Raw genomic sequence first — 20,485 nt, 5'->3', positions numbered from 1 at the left:
CGCCCGGACCGCCGCCGGCCGTGAGTGAGGAGACTCCGCCACGACGCCGTCCGGCCGTCCCTCACGGGACGGCCGGACGGCGGTCGGCAGGGGCGGGGAGCCGTTACGGCTTCACGCGGACGATCTGCGGGTCGTGGTCGCTGGTCTGGTCGGCGAACTCGCTGTTGATGTGCACCACGTCGTAGTCGGCGCCGTGCTTGAGGCCCGGGCTGACCAGGATGTGGTCGAGGACCTGGGAGTTGCCCTCGTAGACGTACGAGTAACGCTCCCTGACCGGCAGGGTGTTCACCAGGTCGGTGAGGATCTCGCCGTTCGCCGTGAGCGAGGTCGCCGCGGGCGAGAACTGGTAGTCGTTCAGGTCGCCCAGGACGACCAGGTCCGCCTTGGGGTTCGCCTTCTCCAGCGACTCGACGAACTCCCGCTCCACCAGGGCCTGTCGGTTGCGCTGCGCTTCGGAGCTGCGTACCGGCGGCTGGAAACGGCTGTCGAGCGCCTGGTCGCCGCCCTTGCTGTTGAAGTGGTTGGCGATGACGAACAGCGTCTTGCCGCGGAAGGTGAACTCGCCGGCGAGCGGCTTGCGCGAGTCGGTCCAGGCGCTGTCGGTCGGCGCGATCCGGCCCGGCGACGCGGTCAGGTGCGTGTCGGCACCCGTGCCGGTGACACCGACGGCCGTCGTGGAGTCGCCGCCCGGCCGGTCGTTGAACTGCACGCGGTCGGGGTTGAACAGGAACACCTGGCGGATGTTGCCGCCCGGCTGGCCGCCGTCCTTGTCGTTGACGGGGTCGATCTGCCGCCACTCGTAGCGCGGGCCGCCGGCCGCGACGATCGCGTCGACCAGCTTGCCGAGCGTCTTGTCGGCGGCGACCGTGCCGTCGTCGGTGGCGCCGCTGTTGTCCTGGATCTCCTCCAGGGCGACGATGTCGGGCGAACGGAGGTTCGTCACCAGGCCCTTGGCGAGCGCGTCGAACTTCGACTGCGCGTTGCCCGGCGCGAGGTTCTCCACGTTGTACGTGGCGACGCTCACCTGCGAGGAGCTCTGCTTCGCCGTCACCTCGGGCTTGATGCCGCCGCTGTGGACGGTGCCGATGGTGCGGGCCTCGACCGCGTAGGTGCCGGCGAACTGGTTGTAGTCCAGCGGCCCTTCCGTGCTGCCCGCCAGCGTGTCGCCCACGTTCGCCACGGGGAACGCCTGCTGGGCGGTCGGGATCAGCGACTGGACCATCAGCCGGCCCGAGTTGGGCTCGTCGTAGCCCGTGTAGAGGGTGCCGCCCCGCTTGGTGGGGTTCTGGTCCGGCTGGACCGTCACCCACATCTCCGAGTACGGGTCGGTCGCGCCGACCACCCGGCTGCTGCCGATGCGGACGTTCATGCCCTCCAGCGACTCGTAGGTGTCGAGGGCGTACTCGTCGGGGCGCAGCGGCAGGTTCTCGATGCTCGCGCCGCCCGCCTGGGGGGCGAACTGCTCGGGCACCGAGTGCTCGTCGAGGACGACCGGGGCCGGCACGGCGTTGCCGCTCGACACGAGGTTCACGGTGGCCTTGGTCAGTTCGGTGACGGACTGGATGCCGGTGTCCTGGCCGCCCGGGTAGTACTCCTGGACCGTGGCGTCGAGGGAGACGCTGTCGCCGACCTTCACGGTGGGCGTGGTCGAGCCGGTGAAGACGAAGATGCCCTCGCTGGTACGCGGGTCGGCGTCCGGGTTCGGGTCCTGGACCCAGTAGCCCTGCGAGGAGCCGTACGAGCGGACGCCCGTGACGATGCCGGTGACACCGGAGACGGTCTTGCCGTTGAGCGGCGAGATACGGGCGTCGCCCTGGATGTCGTGGATCTTCGCCGGGGTGGCCGGCGGGGTGGTGGCGGGCGGCGTGCTCGCCGGGTCGGTCGGGGTCGTACCGCCGCCCCCGGAGTTCTCCGGGGACGGATCGCCCGCGGTGAAGTCCGCGGCGTTGTCGTCGGTGTCGGCGAGGGTGGCCGCGCGCGCCACGGACGCGGTGTTGCCGGCGCCGGCCGCGGCGCCGTTGCCCTCGTGCACGACGGCGGTACCGAAGCCGACCAGGTCCTTGACCCGCGAGTCGGCCTGGCAGTCGGCGGCGGTGAGGCAGGTCAGCGGGTCGCTGCCGGTGACCAGCGCGATGGTGCCGTTGGTACCCGACATGTTGATCGAGCCGGTCGCGTCGGGCGTCGGCAGCGCCTTGGTGCCGCCCGTGCCCGCGGCCTCCTGGACCAGGTAGCGGCCGCCACCGGCGAGCGAGCCGGTGAGCGGGGTCGACTGCCACTTGGAGGAGGCGGTCGGCGCGCCCGGCAGGTACTGGACGCTGTAGCCGCTCAGGTCGACCGAGCCGCTGCCGGCGTTGGCCAGCTCGACGAAGTCGTTGGTGTACGTGGCGCCCGAGTTGCCGCCGCCGCCGTAGACCTCGGCGATCAGCGCCTCGTGCGAGGCGGCCATGGCGTTGATGCTCAGACCGGCCGTGGCGAGCACGACGGCTCCCGCGATGCCGTAGGGCAGGGCTCGCTTGTGTCTGGAGCGCCGCGGACGCGGCTCGGCGGCCTCGGATGAGGGGTGCGACACGGAGGAGTCTCCTTCATACAGACTGCGTGACGTGGGTACTTGACCGCACCGGGCCCGCCCGGGCGTACGACCAGCCAAGATACGCGCGTAGACAACGCGGCCCCAATACTTGGGAGATGAACTCTGAGACACAAACGACAGTCCGGTATTCCGGTTCGGTGACGTGATGTTCGCGTGTGTCCCGGCGACGGGGTTGCACGTGTACGGCTGGAGCAGAGTGCCGGTGGACACGTCGTTCCCGCACGGCCTGCACGGCCGGCCCGACCGCCGCACCCCCTGCCGGGTGGCGTCCGGCCCCTCTCACCGGGTCCACCCGGCGGCCACGGCGTGCTCCGTACGGCCCTCTTTGAGAAGTGACACCGATAAATGCGATGTGCGTGAGCTGTTGGACTCGGAAATCGAGCCGGGGCACAGTAGGCACGTTCACCCCCCGAACGGCATGAAGCCCACTGTCACCTGCGGAGACCCCCATGAACCACGTCGCGGACCCCGAGCGGTACAACGGCACGATGCGTTACCGGCGCACCGGCCGTTCGGGCCTCGACCTGCCCGTGCTGTCCCTGGGCTACTGGCACAACTTCGGCGACGACCGGTCGTTCGAGAGCCAGCGGGACATCGCCCTGCGCGCCTTCGACCTCGGAATCACCCATCACGACCTGGCCAACAACTACGGGCCGCCCTACGGCTCCGCGGAAGTCAACTTCGGGCGGCTGCTGAAGCAGGACCTCGCGCCGTACCGCGACGAGCTGGTCGTCTCCACCAAGGCCGGCTGGGACATGTGGCCCGGCCCCTACGGCCAGGGCGGCGGCTCCCGCAAGTACCTGCTGGCCTCCCTCGACCAGTCCCTGCAGCGCATGGGCCTCGACTACGTCGACATCTTCTACTCCCACCGGCTCGACGCCGGTACGCCCCTGGAGGAGACCATGGGCGCGCTGGACACCGCCGTCCGCCAGGGCAAGGCCCTGTACGTCGGGATCTCCTCCTACGATGCCGAGCGCACCCGGCAGGCCGCCGCGATCCTGCGGGATCTGGGGACGCCCCTCCTCATCCACCAGCCGTCGTACAGCATGGTGAACCGCTGGATCGAGACGGACGGGCTGCTCGACGCGGCACAGGAGGAGGGCTTCGGCGTCATCGGCTTCACGGCGCTCGCGCAGGGCCTGCTCACCGGGCGCTACCTCGACGGCATCCCGGAGGGCTCACGGGCCGCGGCCGGCACGTCGTTCGACACCGGCTGGCTGTCCGAGGACATGCTGAACAGGCTCCGCGCGCTCAACTCCATCGCCGAGCGCCGTGGGCAGACCCTCGCGCAGATGGCGCTCGCCTGGGCACTGCGTGACAGGCGGGTCACCTCGCTGGTCATCGGCGCGTCGCGCACCGAGCAGCTCACGCAGAACGTCGCCGCGCTGGAGAACCTGGAGTTCACCGCCGAGGAGCTGGCCGAGATCGACACCTACGCCGTCGACGGCGGCGTCGACCTGTGGCACGACGCCAGGACCGGCAGGATGAACTGAGGCCGCCCACGCGTCGGCCGACGGCCCGCTCGACGGCCGACGCGGCCCTGGCTCCCGGGTGGGCCCCGGGGCGTCAGGCGTCCCTGGTCGCCTCAAGGTCCGCTCGGGTGCCGCCAGGCGATGCCAGAGTGACGAACAGCGGCAACCTGTACAGCGCGGGAGGCTCGCCCGGCAGTCCGAGTCGCTGCCAGGCCAGCCGAGCCGAGATCTTGAGCACCCGGCGCGCGCGCATGACGAGCAGGAAGGCGAGCGGCAGTTCCACCAGCACGGCCGAGGCTATGCTCTCCCAAACGTCGGCTCGCCCCCAGCTCAGGGAGACGTCGAACCAGGCGTCGCAGACCAGGAGCGCGGCTGCCACGAAGGACATCGGGACCAGGACCTGCCGTCTGAGCCAGACCGCCAGCCCGGCGCCGACCAGCGACACGAGCAGCATGACGTCGAAGCCCACCCACACCATGGGCCAGTACCGGGCCTCGAAGCGGTCGGGCAGCGAGACGGCCAGGTAGACGGTCCACGGGACGAGCACGAACACGCAGAGGGCGAACTGCCCTACCGCCCGTCGGTGGCGGCGGCGCAGCGTGGGGCTGTCCGGTGCGAACACCTGGACCGTCGTGTCCGTCGTGGCGGTGGGGTTGCTCTGTTCGCTCATCCTTGCCTGTCCCTGAGAGCAGGTCCCGGCCCGGGTCCACTCCTTCGGCGGCCGCGCTGCCGGTCGTCGCGTCACGCGGGCCGTGCGCGGGCGTGGGACCCACGCCGCGAAACCTGTCGATCGCTCTTCGATGGTACGGCGAGCTCCCGGCCGGCCCGCGGGCGGAGCCACCGCCTTGGTCGGTGATCAGCCCTCGGCGGTCCGGATGCCGCCGCGCAGGGCGATGTCCCGGGCGAGTGTGAGGCTCCCGATCAGCTCGGCGCGGGTGCCGAGTGCGGACGCGGTGACGCGGACGCGGCTGTCGAAGCCCGGCTGGGCGAGGCGTTCGATCGAGTCGCGGACGCCGTCGACGAACGCCTCGCCGGCCTGGCTCATCTCGCCGCCGATGACGACGGCCGCGGGGTCGAGCAGTGCGCACAGGTTGGCCAGGACCCGGCCGAGGGTGCGGCCGGACTCGGCGAAGATCTTCCGGGCCACGGGGTGGTGGGCGATCTCCGGCAGCCGGGACCGCAGGTCGGTGTCGCCCGGGTAGAAGTGCCGGACCTGCTGGAGCACCTGGCGGACCGAGACGATGGTCTCCAGGCAGCCGCGGTTGCCGCACCGGCACCAGTCGCCGTCGGGGATCACCTGGGTGTGCCCGATCTCGCCCGCGGCCCCGAAGCTGCCGCTGACCGGGATCCCGTGCACGACGAGGCCCGCCCCGATGCCGTCGGACGCCTTGACGTAGATCAGGTTTCCGCGGCTGTCGGCGGCACCGTGGCGGTGTTCGGCGAGGGCTCCGAGATTCGCGTCGTTGTCGAGGGAGACCGTCAGTCCCGTCCGGGAGCCCAGTTCGGCCGCCAGGTCGAGCCCGGACCAGCTGGACAGGATGGTGGGCGAGGCGATCGCCCGTTTGCCGGTGTCCAGCGGCCCCGGTATGCCGACGACACACGCGCTCACGGGTCCGCCGACCGTGCGCCGGAGCTCCTCGACCGTCTGCCGGATCATGTCGGCCGTGATGTCCAGGGCCGCGGTGGGCCGCGCGTCCACATCGATCGCCACCCGCCGCTCGGCCCGCACCGTCAGGTCGAGGGTGGCCGCTGCGACGGTGAGATGCCGGTGGCCGACGTCCACTCCGAGGACCGCGCCTGCCGGATAGCGCGGCCGCAGGCGGCGGCCGGGGCGGCCACGGCCGCCCGTGTTCTCCCCCTGGTGCTCGGTCAGCAGCTCCGCGGCGAGGAGGTCGCGGACGACGGCCGCGACGACCGGACGGCTCATGCCGAGTGCCGTCTGCAGTTCGGGCCGCGACGCGCTCCCGTGCCGCCGGACATGGGCCAGGACCTCGTCCCGTGGAGACACGTGTCACCTCCCTTGCGAGGGCGTCAATTTATGTCCGGCAAGAGCGGAATTCCAGAGGGTTGACGCATCGAATGTGCGAATTTAACCTCCTTGAACGTTCGATCTTTTACAGAGCCACCTGCTTTGACTCGAATTCTGTCCAGCGGAGACATAAATCGTCGAGCACTTCAGTGGTGAGGAGTCCGCATGGAGCTCGATCGGAGATCGGTACGACGCCGCGGCAGCCGTTTACGCCGTACGGCGCTGATCGCGGGCGTGAGCGCGGCGCTCCTGACCGGGGGCACGGCCGTGGCACCCGGCGCCTCGGGCGCGGACGGCGCCGGCGTGACCGTCGGGGTGTCCCCCCGCGTCGCCGCCCTCATCGCCCGGATGACGCTGGACGAGAAGTTGTCCTTCGTCCACGGCGGCACCGATCCCCGGGCGCTCGGGCAGGCCGGTTACATCCCGGGGGTGCCCCGCCTCGGCATCCCCGAACTGCGGCTGACCGACGGCCCGGCGGGGGTCCGGGTCAACGAACACGCCACCGCGATGCCGGCGCCGGTCGCCCTGGCCTCGTCCTTCGACGACGGGCTGGCCCGGGAGTTCGGCCGGACCGTCGGCCGCGACGGCCGCGCGCTCGGCCAGGACGTCCTGCTCGCGCCCATGACGAACACCATCCGGGTGCCGTACGCGGGGCGGAACTTCGAGACCTTCGGCGAGGACCCGCTGCTGAGTTCCCGCATGGTGGCCGGCGAGGTCGAGGGCGTCCAGAGCCAGGGCCTGATCGCCACCGTCAAGCACTACGCGGAGAACAACCAGGAGGACAACCGCATGGGGGTGAACGTCAACGTCGACGAGCAGACCCTGCGCCAGATCGAGCTGCCCGCCTTCGAGGCCGCCGTCAAGGCCGGGGCGGGGGCGGTGATGTGCTCGTACAACTCGGTGAACGGCAGCCACGGCTGCGGCAGCGACGAGCTGCTGGACTCGGTTCTCAAGGAGCAGTGGGGCTTCCAGGGCTGGGTCATGTCGGACTGGGGAGCGACGCACGCGACGACCGACATCGTGAACGGCCTCGACCAGGAGATGCCGAGCGGTGTCTTCCTGGGCGAGGAACTGAAGACCGCGATAACCGACGGCACCATTCCGGTCTCGGAACTGAATGATTCGGTCGCACGTATTCTGCAGCAGATGGCGAAATTCGGTCTCCTCGACGGTGCGGCTGCCCGGCGGCCCGCACGCGATCCGAAAGGCAGCGCGAAAGTCGCCCAGAAGGTGGCCGAATCCGGCGCGGTCCTGCTGAAGAACACCGGCGCGGCGCTTCCGCTGACCGGCAAGGACACCAGCATCGGACTCATCGGCCCGACCGCGAGGACACCGAAGGTCACCGGCGGCGGCAGCTCCAACGTCGTACCGGACTCCGCGGCCTCGCCGCTGGACACCGTCACCGCGCGGGCCGGCCGGCACACCACGGTGCGCTACGCGGCGGGCGGCGACAACACCGGCGTCCCCGTCCCCGCCTCGGCCCTCAGCCCCGCCCTGCCGGTCGACGCCGACGGCACGATCCCCGTCACACCGGACGCCTCCTTCTACTACAGCGGCACCCTCACCGTGCCGGCCGACGGCGACTACTCCTTCGTCTTCGACCTTCCCGCCGCGTACGGTGTGCTGAAGATCGACGGGAACAGCGTCATCACCGGTTTCCTGGGCTCCAGCAGCGCCACGGTGCACCTCACGGCGGGCACGCACAGCCTCGAGGCCGGTGCCCTCGCGATCCAGGGCGGACCGACGAAGGTCCGGCTGAGCTGGGTCACCCCGCAGGCCGCGCAGGCCGCACGGGAGGAGGCAGTGGCCCTGGCCCGCCAGGTGAAGACCCCCGTCGTGTTCGCCTACGACGACGGCACCGAGGGCTTCGACCGGAAGAACCTCTCCCTGCCGGCCGACCAGGACGGGCTCATCTCCGCCGTCGCCGACGCCAACCCGAACACGGTCGTCGTCCTCAACACCGGGTCGTCGATCACCATGCCGTGGCTGTCCAAGGTCAAGGCGGTCCTCGACATGTACTACCCCGGGGAGAACGGCGCCGAGGCCACCGCCGGGCTGCTCTTCGGCGACGTGAACCCGTCGGGCAAGCTCACCCAGACGTTCCCCGCGAGCGAGTCCGCCACCCCGGTGGCCGGCGACCCGCTGAGGTACCCGGGAGTGGGCGACCAGGAGAACTACTCCGAGGGCGTCTACGTGGGCTACCGCTGGTACGACAAGGAGCACACCGCCCCGCTCTTCCCGTTCGGTTACGGACTGTCGTACACCTCCTTCGCCTACCGCGACCTCGCGGTACGGCAGAGTCACGGCGCGTTGACCGTCTCGTTCACCCTGAAGAACACCGGCACCCGCGCCGGTGCCGAGGTCGCCCAGGTCTACGTCGGCGCGAGCCCGCGGACCACCGCGCCGCAGGCGGTGCGCTCGCTCGGCGGCTACCAGAAGGTGCGGCTGCGCGCGGGGCAGTCGAAGACCGTGCGCATCCGGGTCGACGCCCGGCAGCTGGAGTACTGGGACACGTCCGCCCACTCCTGGGTGCTCGGTACCGGGAGGCGGGACGTGTGGGTCGGCTCCTCGTCGCGGACGCTCCCCCTGCACGGCAGCGTCGGCGTCACCCGCTGACCGCCCGGTTCCTCCCTCCGCACCACCACGCGTGCCGGCCGCACCGCCGTGGCCGGCATCCCGCCAGAGAGGTCCTCATGACTGCGAGCAGAATCCGTGCTGCCCTGGGCGGCGCGCTGATCCTGTCCATGACCGCCGTCGGGCTGCTGCCCGCGACGGCGGCCGGAGCGACGGCCGTCACGGCGTCCGCGAGTGCGCCGGCCGCAGTGGGCACGGACAAGGGCGCCGTGCGCGGTGCCGTGTCCCAGGGTGTCGAGCGGTTCGTCGGCATCCCCTACGCGGCGGCCCCCACCGGTTCCCTCCGCTGGAAGCCGCCGCGGCCGGCGGCGCGCTGGACCGGCGTCCGGGAAGCCACCGCCTTCGGCAACCCCTGCCCGGTCCTGCCCAGCGGCAACGGCCCGCGCAGCGAGACCGAGGACTGTCTCGACATCAACGTGTGGCGGCCGGCGGGAGTGCGCGCCGGGGCTCGTCTTCCCGTGCACGTGTTCATCCACGGCGGTGGCCTGACCAACGGCAGCGGAGCGCAGAACGACGAGTCGAAGCTCGTACGGGAGACGGGGGTCATCGGCGTCTCGCTCAACTACCGGCTCGGCGTCTTCGGCTTCCTCGGGCTGCCCGCCCTCACCGAGGAGGGCGGCGAGTCCGGCAACTACGGCTTCATGGACCAGCAGGCCGCGCTGCGCTGGGTGCAGCGCAACATCGCGGCCTTCGGCGGGAACCCCGCCGCGGTCACCGTCGACGGCGAGTCCGCGGGCGGCTGGTCCGTCTGCGGGCATCTGGTGTCGCCCGGCTCGCGGGGGCTGTTCGCGCGCGCCGTGCTCCAGAGCGGTTCCTGCCCCAGCGAGCCGCAGGCTCGGGCCGAGGCCACCGGAACGGCGTTCGCCCGCGCGGCAGGCTGCGACGGCGCCGACCAGGCGGCCGTCCTCGGCTGTCTGCGGTCGGCCTCGGCGGGTTCCCTCCTCGACGCGAGCCGGACCTTCTCGGCCGGCTTCGTGGACGGGACGCCGACGTTCCCGGTCAACGTGCGCGAGGCGGTGGACAGCGGGCGGTTCGCCCGCGTGCCCGTGGTCGTCGGCGCCAACCGCGACGAGGGCCGCACCTTCGCCCAGGGCTACATAGACGCGGGCAAGGAGGCCTACCTCGCCTTCGTCCAGGGGTTCGCCGGGGACCGCGCCGGCGAGGTACTCGCCCGCTACCCCTGGCCCGGGACGTCCGACGCGTACACCGCGGCCTACCTGGTCGGCGCGATCATGACCGACTCGGGGATGATCGGCGGGATCGGCGGGTGCGCGCAACGCTCGCTCGTGCGGACCTTCGAGCGCTACACCCCGACCTACTCCTACGAGTTCGACCACCGGACCGGTCCCGGCCTGACGCAGATACCGGGTTACCTCTGGGGAGCCGGCCATGCCGCGGAACTCGCCTACATCTGGCCCAGCTTCGACAACGGCACGCCGATCGCGCCGCTGTTCGACGCGGCCGAGCGCCGGCTGGCCCGCGAGATGACGCAGTACTGGGGAGCCTTCACGAAGACCGGCCGACCGCACGTCGCGCGGCAGTCCGCCTGGCCCGCCCACCACGGCGGCAAGGGGCTGACGCTGTCGCTGCGGGCGGGAGGCAGGAGCGCCCTGATCGACGACGCCCGGATTTCCGCCGAGCACCAGTGCACGTTCTGGGACGGCATGACGGCCACTCAGGGTTCCTGAGAGCACGACGCGCCCGGGTGTCTCCCGCCCCGCACGAGACCGGAGCGGCCCCGGGGAGGCGGCTCCCCGCCTCCCCGGGCCCGGTGCGTGTTCAGTCGATACAGAACTCGTTGCCCTCGACGTCCAGCATCGGGATGCAGGACTCGTTATCCTCGTCGGCGTACAGCGTGCGCACGTGGGTCGCGCCGAGCGCGACCAGACGTGCGCACTCGGCTTCGAGCACGGCGAGGCGCTCGTCCCCCACGAGACCGGTGCCGACCCGGACGTCGAGATGCACCCGATTCTTCACGACCTTGCCCTCGGGGACGCGCTGGAAGTACAGGCGCGGGCCCACGCCCGAGGGATCACTGCAGGCGAACCATGATCCCTGCTCCTCGGGAGGCAGGGTGCGGTTGTGATCGTCCCAGGTGGTGAACCCCTCCGGTGGCGGCGGCACGACGTACCCCAGGACTTCACACCAGAAGCGGGCGAGGCGCTCGGGTTCCGCGCAGTCGAAGGTGACTTGGAACTTCCTGATCGTGGACATCGGCGCACCGTACCGCGTACCGGACGGAGCCTGCCGCTCGTTTCCCCGGGGCGGACCGGTGCCCTCGTCGACGGGTGGCAACCGGTCCGCGCCCGGGTGCGAGGTCTAGAACTCCTCGACGAAGTAGGGCTCGACGGTCATCCAGCCGTTGCCCGAGGCGCCGTTCAGCCGGCCCGTGGAGTTCTGGGCGAGGGTGTACCAGGACTCCACGTAGTCGGGGTCGTCGGTGAACCAGCTGTCGGGGATCGCGCTCAGGACCGCGTTCACCAGCGGGATGTAGGTGCCCTGGTCGGTCACGGTGAGCAGGGCGGTGGTGATCGCCTGCGCCAGCGCACGGTAGTTGGTGCCGTCGTCGTCCTCCATCATGACGACGTCGGCCAGGTTGTACTTGTAGTTGGACCAGTTGACCAGGATCTGGTTCGGGTAGTAGACGGTGCCGTCGTAGTCCAGGTAGGGCATGTCCACCGAGTCGACGCGCGCCGTGCCGTCCTGGCCGAAGCCGGTCACCAGCGAGAACATCTCGGCGGCGCCCTTGAACCAGGGTTCCTGGTCGTCGTTCACCTCGACGGCCGTGACCTTGGTCGCCCACCAGCCTGCCGTGCTCGCGGCTCGGGTGCTGTTCGCGGCCTTCGACGGGAGGCTGGTCAGGCCCTTGTCGGCGAAGGCCTGCTGCAGCACCTTCAGGCCGGCCCGGTGGGCCTTCGTGACGTCGATGTCCAGGATGTACAGCGGGCGTCCGGGGACGTGCGCGGTGCTAACGGCGTGGGCGTGGCCCTGACTGTCGTACGCCGTGATGGTCCTGGCGTCGTCGTCGGCCGCGGCGACGGCGATCCAGGGGGTGGCTCCGGCGTTCAGGTGCGACCGCATGGACGGCGCGCCCAGCCGGACGCGCAGCAGCGAGCCGGTCGAGGCGGGCAGGCCCTTCAGGGCGGCGATGCGACGGTCCGCGGCGGCGACGGAGGCGAGGAGGTTCCGGCCCTCGGGGTCGGCGGTGCTGCTCGCCAGTGCCTGCAGGTCCACGTCCTCGCCGCCGAGCGCGGCCGCTCGGATCTGCTCGCGCCACCGCGGGTCGCGGAGCGTGGCGGACAGCGTCCGCGCGATGTCCTGTTCGGTCGACAGCACCGGAGACCTGCGGAACGTCGTGGCCTGGTCCCCCGCGTCCCGCACCGGCGCCGCGATCGCCGGCTGGACGAAGCCGCCGATGACCGCGGACAGCATCACGCCGACGAGGACGCTGCGTCTCTTGCTCGATCTGCTCACCATGCTCCTTGTGTTGTCGGTCGCCGCCGCGCCCACGGTGAGCGGGCGGCCGTCATGAGGGGTGGGTCCCGACCCATGCAAAAATGACCGGGACATGACATAGAAATGAGCGGAGGCCGAACGGGCATCCCCCCGCATGAACGGGACCACGCCGAAGGAAGGCCTGTTCGCCCGCAGACGCCCTGCGCCGACGGGAGCCGGACCGAGAGCCGGATCGGGAGCCGGTGATGCGGTGCCGCGGCCGGGAAGCGCGGCTACCGGGGGCTGTCGGCGGGCGGGCGGCCGCGTGGGCTGCTCAGTGAACCGAGCATGATCTTCTCGGTGTCGGCCAGATACGTCTCCGCCGCGCGCCGCGCCTCCGCGGCGTCCCGGCCGACCACGGCCCGTACCACCGGCGCGAGGCGGTCCGCCGCCCGCGCCGCGTCCTCGAACGGCACCCGCAGCGCGGCCCGTACCGGAAGGTAGGCGTTGAACAGGGTGTTCGTGAGGAGCAGATAGACCCGGTTGCCCGTGGCCCGCGCCAGTTCGCGGTGCACTTCCACGTCGGCGAGCTGGACGGCGTCGACGTCCGGGCCGTCCGCGACCTGACGCAGCAGGTGCTCCAGCCGCCGGGCCTGGCGGTCCGTGCGCCGGTCGGCGGCGCGGCCGGCGATCAGGGTGCCGATGTGCCGGCGTACCTCGAAGACCTCCCGCAGCCACGCGGGGTCCTGTGCCGCCAGCATCGGAAGCAGGTCGGCGCCACCGATCCGCAGGTAGTCCAGGACGCGGGTGCCGATGCCGTGCCGGGTGCTCAGCAGTCCCGCCTGCTCCAACCGCGTCAGCGCGTGCTTGAGCGTCGTACGGGTGACCCCGTACCCGGCGGCCAGCTCCCGCTCGGGGGGCAGCAGGGCTCCGGGGCCGTGGGTGCCGCTGAGGATGTCCTCACGCAGCCGTGCTTCCAGCAGGTCGACCACGGTTCGGCGCGGAATGCTCTCGACGGCCACGGAGGTTCTCCCAGGCTTCGGTCAGTGGTTCAGCGGTCAGCGGCTCGCTGGTCGAGCGGTCCGCTGGTTCTGCGACCTGTTGGTCCAGTGGCTCAGCCACTGGACCAGTGAAGCAGCCGCCCGACCGCCGCGTCAATTGCCTGTGAGAGCGGAGCAGTTGGGCGTCTGCGGCGGGTGTCCCGGCGCGCCGGGACCGGCCGGCGCCCCGTGCGGCCCGCCGGAGACGCGGACCGACGGGGCGCTCGGGGAGCAGGCGTGCCGGGGCCCGGTCAGAGGGTGGCGCCGTAGGGGTCGCGGTCCTCGGGGACGAGCGGTGTCGCGGGCGCCGTGCTGGCGACGCGGACGGTCTCGCCGGAGGTGACGGCCTCGTCGATGGACACCATGACGTCCAGCACGTGGTAGCCGAGGTCCCCGCCGGCGATGTGCGGGGTGCCGTCGCGCAGGGCCCGCGCCATGTCCAGGACGCCGAGGCCGCGGCCGCCCTCGACGCCGACGGGCGGGACGGTCTCCCACTCCGCCTCCCGGCCCCGCTGCTGCACGCGCGTGATCCTGACCTCGCCGGCGAAGGTGTTGGGGTCGGGCAGGACCAGGGTGCCCTCGGTGCCGGTGACCTCCACGAACCCGGTGCGGGTGAGCGGGGAGTCGAAGCTGAAGACGCTCTGGCCGACGCCGCCGCTCTCGAACTGCGTGAGCGCGCTGACGTGGGTCGGTACGGCGACGGTGAACTCGGTGCCGGCCCGCTCCCCGCTGCGGACCGTACGGACCGTGCGGGCGGTCGAGCCGAGCGCGGCGACCCGGGAGACCGGCCCGAACAGGCAGACCAGCGCGGTGAGGTAGTAGGGCCCCATGTCGAAGAGGGGGCCGGCGCCCCTCGCGAACAGGAACTCCGGGTTCGGGTGCCACAGGTCGGGCCCCGCGTACTGCATGACGGTCTGCGCGGACAGCGGGGAGCCGATGGCGCCGCGGGCGATCGCGCGCAGGGCGGTCTGGAGGCCGGGGCCGAGGATCGTGTCGGGGGCGATTCCGACCCGCAGGCCGGCCGCGGCGGCCTGGTCGAGAAGAGCTCGTGCGTCGGCGCGGTCCAGGGCGATGGGCTTCTCGGACCAGACGTGCTTGCCGGCGGCCAGGATCGCGGAGCTGACCTCGGCGTGCACGGCGGGAACGGTCAGGTTGACGACGATCTCGACGTCCGGGTGGGCGAGGACGTCCGCGGCCGTTCCCCACTCCTTGACCCCGTAGGCGCGGGCCTGGGCCTCGGCGCGCGCGGTGTCGAGGTCGCCCACGGCGGCCACGTGCAGGTCGGGATAGCGGGTGAGGCTGGTCAGGTACTGGTCGCTGATGTTGCCGGCGCCGATGACGCCGACGCCGACCGGGTGGTGTGCCGTCATCAGGCGATGCCCTGGCCCTTCAGGTAGGAGATGCCTGCCGCGATGCCCTCGAAGACGTCGCCGCCGTAGTGGTCGAACTCGATGACGGCGTACTCGGCGTGCGGGGCCGCGGCCAGCGAGGCGGCCAGCGGGATCTGCCCGCGGCCCGCCGCGACCTGGCCGGCGTCGGCGGGGTCGAAGGGGGCGCCCGAGGTGAACGGGTCGTCGATGACGGGGCCGTCCTTCACGTGCAGGGCGCGCACCCGGGAGCCCAGCCGGTCGAGGAGGGCGACGACGTCGTTGCCGCCGGCCGCGGCCCAGAACAGGTCGATCTCCAGGGCGACTTCCGGGTTCAGGAGGTCTGCGAAGCGGTCGAAGGCGCTGACGCCGGCGACGGTGTGCACGAACTCCTGGGAATGGTTGTGGTAGCCGACCCTGAGGCCGTGCCCGGCGGCGCGCTCGGCGGCCTCGTTCAGGAGGGCCGCGGTACGCGCGATCTCCTGCTCGTCGGCCCACCGGGAGGCGGGCACGAACGGGTCGAAGAGGATCTCCACACCCAGTCGCCGGGCGGCCCGGAAGGTGCCGTCGAGATCGGCCCCCGACGCACCGTCGGGCGACAGGAACCCGGCGTGTCCGGTCCGCGCGGAGAGGCCGTGCCGGGCGAGCGCGTCGGCGAGTTCGTCCGCGCGGTGCGTGAAGCCGAAGGCCTCGACGTTGGTCAGTCCCAGGGCCGCCAGACGGGCGAGGGCGGCGTCCTCGTCTGCCTCCAGGGCCTGGCGTACGGAGTAGAGCTGAACCGACAACTGTGGTGTCGACAAGGGGGACTCCTCTCGTGGCGGACCGCCGGGAAACAGAATACCGACAGGGGTGATGGTTTCTAGGAGTCGTTAGCATCTCGTTCATGGCAAGGGAAACGGCTCGGCCGGGGGCGGCCCCGCGGAACTACCCCAAGGGGGAGCGGCGGCGCGCCCAGATCATCGAGGCCGCGTTCACCGCGTTCGGGCAGGTGGGCTACCGCAACGCGAGCATGGTGCAGCTCGCCGCCGCCTGCGGTGTCTCGCGCGCGGGCCTGCTGCACCACTTCCCGACCAAGGAGTCGCTCCTGGAGGCGGTCCTGGAGGCCCGCGACCGGCAGGACGGCGAGCACTTCCTCGAATCGGGCGCGCTCAGCCAGGACGGCCTCGCCTACTTCGCCGCGATGATCAGGCTCGTCGCGCACAACCAGGCCAACCCCCTCATCGTGAGCCTGTTCGCGGTGCTGTCCAGCGAGGCCACCGCGGCGGACCACCCGGCGCGCCCGTACTTCACCGCCCGCTACGAGCGCACCCGCCGCGAGATGCAGTCGGCCGTCGACGACCTGGCACGGCGCGGGCTGTTGCGCCCCCACGTCGATGCCTCGCACCTGGCGGCGGATCTGGTCGCGTACCTCGACGGCCTGCAGGTCCAGTGGCTGCTCAGCCCGGACATCATCGACATGCCGGATCACCTGCGCGGGATGCTGCGCAACGTCGTCGGTGTCGAACTCCCCTAGTCTCCGGCCCGTTGCGAGGGCCCTCTGCGACGTTCCCGAAAGGCCGAGTCGGCATGGATGTGTACGAGGCGGTGGACGGCCGCCGGGCCGTACGGGCGTTCAGCGAGCGCCCGGTGCCCAGGGAAGTGCTGACACGGGTACTGGCCGCGGCCTCGCGGGCGCCGTCGAGCGGCAACCTCCAGCCCTGGCAGGTGTACGTGGTCTCCGGCGAGCCCCTGGCCGACCTGAAGCGGCAGGCCACGGCCAGGGCGCTGGCGGGCGACCCGGGCGACGAGCGGGAGTACCCGATGTACCCGGCCGAGCTGACCGCGCCGTACCGGGAGCGCTTCGCCGAGGCGGCCGCCCAGCGGTACGCGGCACTGGGCATCGAACGCGAGGACCCGCAACGGCCGGTGCGGATCGCCGCGTTGAACACGCAGGCGTTCGGGGCACCCCTCGTGCTGTTCTGCTACCTCGACCGGGCGATGGGCCCCGGGCAGTGGGCGGACGCCGGGATGTATCTCCAGACGGTCATGCTGCTCCTGAGAGCCGAAGGCCTGCACAGCTGCCCGCAGGTCATGTGGACGATGTACCGCCGGACGGTCAGCCGGCTGGTCGGTGCCGGGGACCGTCTCGTGCTGCTGTGCGGTCTCGCGGTGGGCTTCGAGGAGGAGGGCGCGGCACGGGTGCGTACCGGGCGGGCCGGAATCTCCGAGAGCGTGCGGTTCATCGGCGGTTGAACGGGCCGGTCGGACCGGGTGCGGGGGTGTGCTTGAATGCCGGGCATGGACGGCTCCGCCCGCATGTGGATCAGCGAGATCCCCGCCCTCGACCCGGACGCCCGGGAAGTGATTCTCGATCTCGACCAGACGTCCGCCGATCCCGCCGAGCGGATGGCCTGCATGCTGCTGAACCGGGGGCACGAGGGCGAGGCCGGAGTGTTCCACCTGCTGCCGGAGGATCTTTCGGCCCGGTACGAGCGGACCGGGAACCGGCTCACGGTGTCCCTGCTCGCCCGCCGGGACGTGCTCGCCCAGGACCTGGCCTCGCGCCCGGCCGCGTGGCGTGCGCACCTCGACCTGCTCCCCCGCGATCCCCTGCACGACGGGCGTGTCGTCCTCGTGCGCCGGGAGACCGTCACCGACTTCGTGCCCGCCGAGCGGGACGGCTTCCAGCAGCCCGTGGTGCTGATCGACCACAGCGTGGAGCACGGCGACGGGCCGGTCGCCCTGACCGAGCTGATGAGCCTGTTCGCACGGCAGGAGGCGGGCGTCGCGGTCGTCGCCGCACCCAAGGCACCGGCCGCCTGACCGTGCCGGTCCGGCGCTGCGGCACGCCGTGGACAGGCAGCGGTCACAGTCCGAAGAGGCGGGCCGCGTTGTCGTGGCAGACCGCCCGCAGCCACTCGTCGCCGAGCTCCAGCCGTTCCAGGGCGTGGAGCTGGTGCACGTACGGGTAGGGGATGTTGGGGAAGTCGGAGCCGAGCAGGACGCGCTCGCCCAGCGCGGCGATCCGGGGCAGGGCCCGGGGCGGGAACGGCATGAACCGCTCGGTGAAGTCCGTGAACGCCATCGTGGTGTCCAGCCGCACCTCCCCGTACCGTTCGGCGAGGTCGGTGAACTCCTCGTACTCCGGCATCCCCATGTGCGCGACGACCAGCCGCAGCCTCGGGTGCCGGGCCAGTACCCGCGCGACCGGACCGGGGCCGGTCTGCTTGCCGGGGGCCGGACCCGAGCCGCAGTGGATCACGACGGGAATCCCGGCCTCGGCCAGCAGTCCCCACGCTCCGTCGAGCAGTTCGTCGGCCGGGTCGTACGCTCCCACCTGCACGTGTGCCTTGAACACCCGGGCGCCCGCCTCGACGGCCGCGCGGACGTACGTCTCGACACCGGGCTCGGGGAAGAGGGTCGCCGTGTGCAGGCAGTCGGGGGTGCGGCCGGCGAAGTCGGCGGCCCACGTGTTCAGCCAGGCCGCCATGCCGGGTTTGTGCGGGTAGAGCATCGAGGTGAAGGACCTGACACCGAACGACCTGAGGAGAGCGGTGCGTTCCGCCTCCTCCTTGCGGTAGGTGATGGGCCACGCCAGGTCGCCGATCAGCGGTCCGTTCGTGTCGAAGTAGTTCCAGACCTTGTGCAGGACCCGCTCGGGCATGAAGTGGGTGTGGACGTCGATCAGTCCGGCCAGGCCGATCCGTTCCCGGAAGAGGCGGATCGCCTCGGCCTCCTCACCGTGATCGGGACCGTGGGCGGAAGCGGATCCGACCGGGACGGCGGAGGCGGCGGGGGCCGTGCGGTGATCGTCCATACCGCCAACGATCGGTGCAGGAGAGCGGCGAGTCCAGTCCCTGCCGGGCCGCGGTGCCTGCCGGCGTGTACCCCGGGGGCGGGCACGCCCGTACGACGGCGCGGAGGGCGGCCCGGCCGGTGCGGGGCCGCCCTCCTGGTGCGCCGGGCCTGCGGCCCCGGGCCGGTGCGGCGCTCAGGACAGGTAGCGCTCCACCTGGGACGCCGGGCGGACGTTCGCCTCGGCGGGGTCCTGACCTGCCGCGATCCTGGCCCGGCGCTGGCGCAGCAGGTCCCAGCACTGGTCGAGTTCGGTCTCCAGGCGGGCCAGCCGGGCGTGCTCGGTCGTCCCGTCGATCTCCTCCTGTGCCAGGCGGTCACGAAGATCCTTCTCCTGGCCGATCATTTCCGTGATGCGGCCGAGGATCTCCTTCTCGGCCTCGGCCTCTGGTCCTGTCATGGCTGCCTCTTTCCGGACGACGGAGCAGGTCACGGCCCGGACGGGCGCGACGTTCGCCGGTACCGGCGCGTACGTCCCCGTCCCACCTCCTCCTACCCTCTCCCACTCGGCCCCCGGCCGCATCGGCGGGGCGCGGGCCGGGACCGCCGCAGTGATGACGGAGCGTCAATTTTCTTTGGTTGCTGCGGAATTCAGGCGACAGCACTGGCGCTCCACACCTACCAGCGGGTAATTCATGGCTCTGCCACCTTCGGCAACTCGTGTCACAGCGAAGGGATACCCCCCGTGCGTCTGCGCCCCTTGCGCGTCCTGTGCTGTTCCGCCGTCCTCGCCCTGTCGGCGCCCGCGTTCCTCCCGGGCACCGCGTCGGCCGCGGTCCCCGCCTCCTCGGTCTACCTGCAGAACTACGTCACCGGTCTGAACGCCGCCGACAGCGGCGGCACCGTCGCCGCGCACAACCCCAAGGGCAACGAGGACCACCAGCAGTGGACCGCCGTCGCGGTCGGCGGCGGCTACCAACTCCAGAACGCCGACGAATCCGGCAAGTGCCTGGGCCGCAGCGGGACCGCCGCGGTCACCGCCGCCTGCGGTGCGGACGGCACGACCTGGACGGTCACCGCCGGTGCCGGCGGCACGTACTCCGTCACCGTCCCCGGCACCTCGCAGTACCTCACCGGGTCGTCCTCCGACTCTGCAGCCGTGCAGGTCGGGTCCTCGGGCGACCTCGCTCGCTGGTACCTCACCCCGGTCTCCTACGCCACCACGGCGATGCCCTCCGCGGACACCCGCACCCTCGACCAGGTCACGTTCCTGACCGCCCACAACGCCTTCGCCAACGGCTCGGACGGCAACTTCGCGTCCTTCCCGGTCAACCTGTTCCCCAACCAGAACTACGGGATCAGCCGGCAACTGTCCGACGGGGTCCGGGGGTTCATGCTCGACGACTACACCGTGTCCGGGCAGGCCGTGCTGTGCCACAACAGCTGCGACGGCGTGAGCAACCCGGTCCCGCTCGCCACCGACCTGCAGCGCATCGTGGACTTCCTCAAGGCCAACCCCGGCCAGTTCGCCACCGTGTTCCTGGAGGACTACGCCTCCTCCGACGTGCTGAAGTCGTCCCTCGCCTCCGTCAACGGCCTGTACGACGTGCTGTACCGGCCCGACCAGGACGGCGTCGCCGCCAAGGGCTGGCCCACCATGGCCGACCTCGCGGCCCGAGGCAAGCAGCTGCTGGTCTTCAGCGACCGGACCCGGGCGAGCGACACCGCCAACGGGTATGCCACCCGCGACACGTTCGGTGTGATGTACCAACGCGAGTGGACCGTGGAGAACTACTGGTCCATGGGTGCCGGTCTCGGTGACTCCGACTGGTCCTGCTACAGCCGCTGGGGCACCGACAGACCGCTGACCACGGACTCGGCCGCGTTCCACCCGCTGTTCGTGATGAACCACTTCCGGGACTACCCCATCGCCGGCACCGCCGCCACCGACAACGGCAAGATCCTCAACCGGGCGCAGAGCTTCTGCACTCCGGCTGCCCGGAAGAAGCCGAACTACGTGGCCGTGGACCGGTACGACACCGGGTCGCCCACCCCGCTGACCACGGTGGGCACCCTGAACACGTACATCCTCGCGCCGGGCCAGTGAGCGGCGGCCGGCCGGGGCTAGGACTGCTCGCCGCCCC

17 protein-coding genes are annotated in these 20,485 nt (G+C 71.6%); 7 read left to right on the top strand and 10 right to left on the bottom strand.

Features of this window, described 5'->3' with window-relative positions:
- Window positions 1-103: 103 nt before the first annotated feature.
- Entirely contained in the window at window positions 104-2,569 is a 2,466-nt protein-coding gene (locus tag ACIQVL_RS39515; RefSeq protein WP_403477799.1) for an endonuclease/exonuclease/phosphatase family protein, read from the bottom strand.
- Window positions 2,570-3,039: 470 nt separating this feature from the next.
- On the opposite strand from ACIQVL_RS39515, the gene mgrA reads away from it, so the two are divergent.
- Window positions 3,040-4,083, top strand: a complete 1,044-nt coding sequence (mgrA, locus tag ACIQVL_RS39510; protein WP_403440685.1) for an L-glyceraldehyde 3-phosphate reductase — start codon at window positions 3,040-3,042, stop codon at window positions 4,081-4,083.
- 73 nt (window positions 4,084-4,156) lie between these two features.
- Here the strand turns inward: mgrA and ACIQVL_RS39505 are convergent, their stop codons facing one another.
- Together ACIQVL_RS39505 and ACIQVL_RS39500 are read right to left on the bottom strand one after the other, a co-directional pair.
- A complete protein-coding gene (locus ACIQVL_RS39505; protein ID WP_403477798.1) occupies window positions 4,157-4,732 on the bottom strand; it encodes a hypothetical protein in 576 nt (191 codons plus the stop codon).
- 186 nt (window positions 4,733-4,918) lie between these two features.
- Window positions 4,919-6,070 (bottom strand): ROK family protein, encoded by a 1,152-nt coding sequence (locus tag ACIQVL_RS39500; protein ID WP_403477797.1) that lies wholly within the window; start codon window positions 6,068-6,070, stop codon window positions 4,919-4,921.
- Window positions 6,071-6,256: 186 nt separating this feature from the next.
- Between ACIQVL_RS39500 and ACIQVL_RS39495 the strand changes: the two genes are divergently transcribed.
- Window positions 6,257-8,707: a glycoside hydrolase family 3 C-terminal domain-containing protein gene (locus ACIQVL_RS39495; protein WP_403477796.1), complete on the top strand. Its 2,451-nt coding sequence runs from the start codon at window positions 6,257-6,259 to the stop codon at window positions 8,705-8,707.
- 77 nt (window positions 8,708-8,784) lie between these two features.
- The gene (locus ACIQVL_RS39490) at window positions 8,785-10,413 is read left to right on the top strand and encodes a carboxylesterase/lipase family protein (RefSeq protein ID WP_403477795.1); all 1,629 of its coding nucleotides are present in this window, start codon (window positions 8,785-8,787) and stop codon (window positions 10,411-10,413) included.
- Between the two features lie 91 nt (window positions 10,414-10,504).
- Here the strand turns inward: ACIQVL_RS39490 and ACIQVL_RS39485 are convergent, their stop codons facing one another.
- The 5 genes from ACIQVL_RS39485 to ACIQVL_RS39465 form a co-directional block, all read right to left on the bottom strand.
- Window positions 10,505-10,939 carry a VOC family protein gene (locus tag ACIQVL_RS39485; protein ID WP_403477794.1) on the bottom strand — a complete coding sequence of 145 codons (435 nt, stop codon included), beginning with the start codon at window positions 10,937-10,939 and terminating at the stop codon, window positions 10,505-10,507.
- Between the two features lie 105 nt (window positions 10,940-11,044).
- Window positions 11,045-12,202, bottom strand: a complete 1,158-nt coding sequence (locus tag ACIQVL_RS39480; protein WP_403477793.1) for a DUF3103 family protein — start codon at window positions 12,200-12,202, stop codon at window positions 11,045-11,047.
- A 251-nt stretch (window positions 12,203-12,453) separates the two neighbouring features.
- The gene (locus ACIQVL_RS39475) at window positions 12,454-13,182 is read right to left on the bottom strand and encodes a FadR/GntR family transcriptional regulator (protein WP_403477792.1); all 729 of its coding nucleotides are present in this window, start codon (window positions 13,180-13,182) and stop codon (window positions 12,454-12,456) included.
- 269 nt (window positions 13,183-13,451) lie between these two features.
- A complete protein-coding gene (locus ACIQVL_RS39470; protein WP_403477791.1) occupies window positions 13,452-14,570 on the bottom strand; it encodes a Gfo/Idh/MocA family protein in 1,119 nt (372 codons plus the stop codon).
- On the bottom strand, window positions 14,570-15,367 hold the full coding sequence (locus ACIQVL_RS39465; RefSeq protein ID WP_403477790.1) for a sugar phosphate isomerase/epimerase family protein: 798 nt from the start codon (window positions 15,365-15,367) through the stop codon (window positions 14,570-14,572). Before ACIQVL_RS39465 ends, ACIQVL_RS39470 begins: the two co-directional genes overlap by 1 nt.
- A gap of 83 nt (window positions 15,368-15,450) precedes the next feature.
- On the opposite strand from ACIQVL_RS39465, the gene ACIQVL_RS39460 reads away from it, so the two are divergent.
- The 3 genes from ACIQVL_RS39460 to ACIQVL_RS39450 are packed head-to-tail and all read left to right on the top strand — an operon-like array spanning window position 15,451 to window position 17,369.
- Entirely contained in the window at window positions 15,451-16,080 is a 630-nt protein-coding gene (locus ACIQVL_RS39460) for a TetR/AcrR family transcriptional regulator (RefSeq protein ID WP_403477789.1), read from the top strand.
- Between the two features lie 53 nt (window positions 16,081-16,133).
- Window positions 16,134-16,799: a nitroreductase gene (locus tag ACIQVL_RS39455; RefSeq protein ID WP_403440657.1), complete on the top strand. Its 666-nt coding sequence runs from the start codon at window positions 16,134-16,136 to the stop codon at window positions 16,797-16,799.
- A 45-nt stretch (window positions 16,800-16,844) separates the two neighbouring features.
- Window positions 16,845-17,369 carry a hypothetical protein gene (locus ACIQVL_RS39450; protein WP_403477788.1) on the top strand — a complete coding sequence of 175 codons (525 nt, stop codon included), beginning with the start codon at window positions 16,845-16,847 and terminating at the stop codon, window positions 17,367-17,369.
- Window positions 17,370-17,412: 43 nt separating this feature from the next.
- Here ACIQVL_RS39450 and ACIQVL_RS39445 read toward each other — a convergent pair whose 3' ends face one another.
- Together ACIQVL_RS39445 and ACIQVL_RS39440 are read right to left on the bottom strand one after the other, a co-directional pair.
- Window positions 17,413-18,363, bottom strand: a complete 951-nt coding sequence (locus ACIQVL_RS39445) for an amidohydrolase family protein (RefSeq protein ID WP_403477787.1) — start codon at window positions 18,361-18,363, stop codon at window positions 17,413-17,415.
- A gap of 174 nt (window positions 18,364-18,537) precedes the next feature.
- Window positions 18,538-18,801 (bottom strand): DUF2630 family protein, encoded by a 264-nt coding sequence (locus ACIQVL_RS39440; protein WP_403440649.1) that lies wholly within the window; start codon window positions 18,799-18,801, stop codon window positions 18,538-18,540.
- 291 nt (window positions 18,802-19,092) lie between these two features.
- Here ACIQVL_RS39440 and ACIQVL_RS39435 point away from each other — a divergent pair, with 291 nt between their 5' ends.
- Window positions 19,093-20,448: an RICIN domain-containing protein gene (locus ACIQVL_RS39435; RefSeq protein ID WP_403477872.1), complete on the top strand. Its 1,356-nt coding sequence runs from the start codon at window positions 19,093-19,095 to the stop codon at window positions 20,446-20,448.
- Window positions 20,449-20,485: the final 37 nt, after the last annotated feature.

The sequence above is a fragment of the Streptomyces sp. NPDC090499 genome (assembly GCF_044769305.1).
Lineage (GTDB): Bacteria > Actinomycetota > Actinomycetes > Streptomycetales > Streptomycetaceae > Streptomyces.
The sequence above is the reverse complement of the archived record's forward strand: the minus strand, read 5'-3'. Positions and strand labels throughout refer to the sequence as shown.

What these genes read in the sequence shown, in the direction of transcription:
- mgrA (WP_403440685.1), top strand. Translation starts at nt 3,040, where the DNA reads ATGAACCACGTCGCGGACCCCGAGCGGTACAACGGCACGATGCGTTAC.
- ACIQVL_RS39505 (WP_403477798.1), bottom strand. Translation starts at nt 4,732, where the DNA reads ATGAGCGAACAGAGCAACCCCACCGCCACGACGGACACGACGGTCCAG.
- ACIQVL_RS39495 (WP_403477796.1), top strand. Translation starts at nt 6,257, where the DNA reads ATGGAGCTCGATCGGAGATCGGTACGACGCCGCGGCAGCCGTTTACGC.
- ACIQVL_RS39490 (WP_403477795.1), top strand. Translation starts at nt 8,785, where the DNA reads ATGACTGCGAGCAGAATCCGTGCTGCCCTGGGCGGCGCGCTGATCCTG.
- ACIQVL_RS39485 (WP_403477794.1), bottom strand. Translation starts at nt 10,939, where the DNA reads ATGTCCACGATCAGGAAGTTCCAAGTCACCTTCGACTGCGCGGAACCC.
- ACIQVL_RS39480 (WP_403477793.1), bottom strand. Translation starts at nt 12,202, where the DNA reads ATGGTGAGCAGATCGAGCAAGAGACGCAGCGTCCTCGTCGGCGTGATG.
- ACIQVL_RS39470 (WP_403477791.1), bottom strand. Translation starts at nt 14,570, where the DNA reads ATGACGGCACACCACCCGGTCGGCGTCGGCGTCATCGGCGCCGGCAAC.
- ACIQVL_RS39460 (WP_403477789.1), top strand. Translation starts at nt 15,451, where the DNA reads ATGGCAAGGGAAACGGCTCGGCCGGGGGCGGCCCCGCGGAACTACCCC.
- ACIQVL_RS39455 (WP_403440657.1), top strand. Translation starts at nt 16,134, where the DNA reads ATGGATGTGTACGAGGCGGTGGACGGCCGCCGGGCCGTACGGGCGTTC.
- ACIQVL_RS39450 (WP_403477788.1), top strand. Translation starts at nt 16,845, where the DNA reads ATGGACGGCTCCGCCCGCATGTGGATCAGCGAGATCCCCGCCCTCGAC.
- ACIQVL_RS39445 (WP_403477787.1), bottom strand. Translation starts at nt 18,363, where the DNA reads ATGGACGATCACCGCACGGCCCCCGCCGCCTCCGCCGTCCCGGTCGGA.
- ACIQVL_RS39440 (WP_403440649.1), bottom strand. Translation starts at nt 18,801, where the DNA reads ATGACAGGACCAGAGGCCGAGGCCGAGAAGGAGATCCTCGGCCGCATC.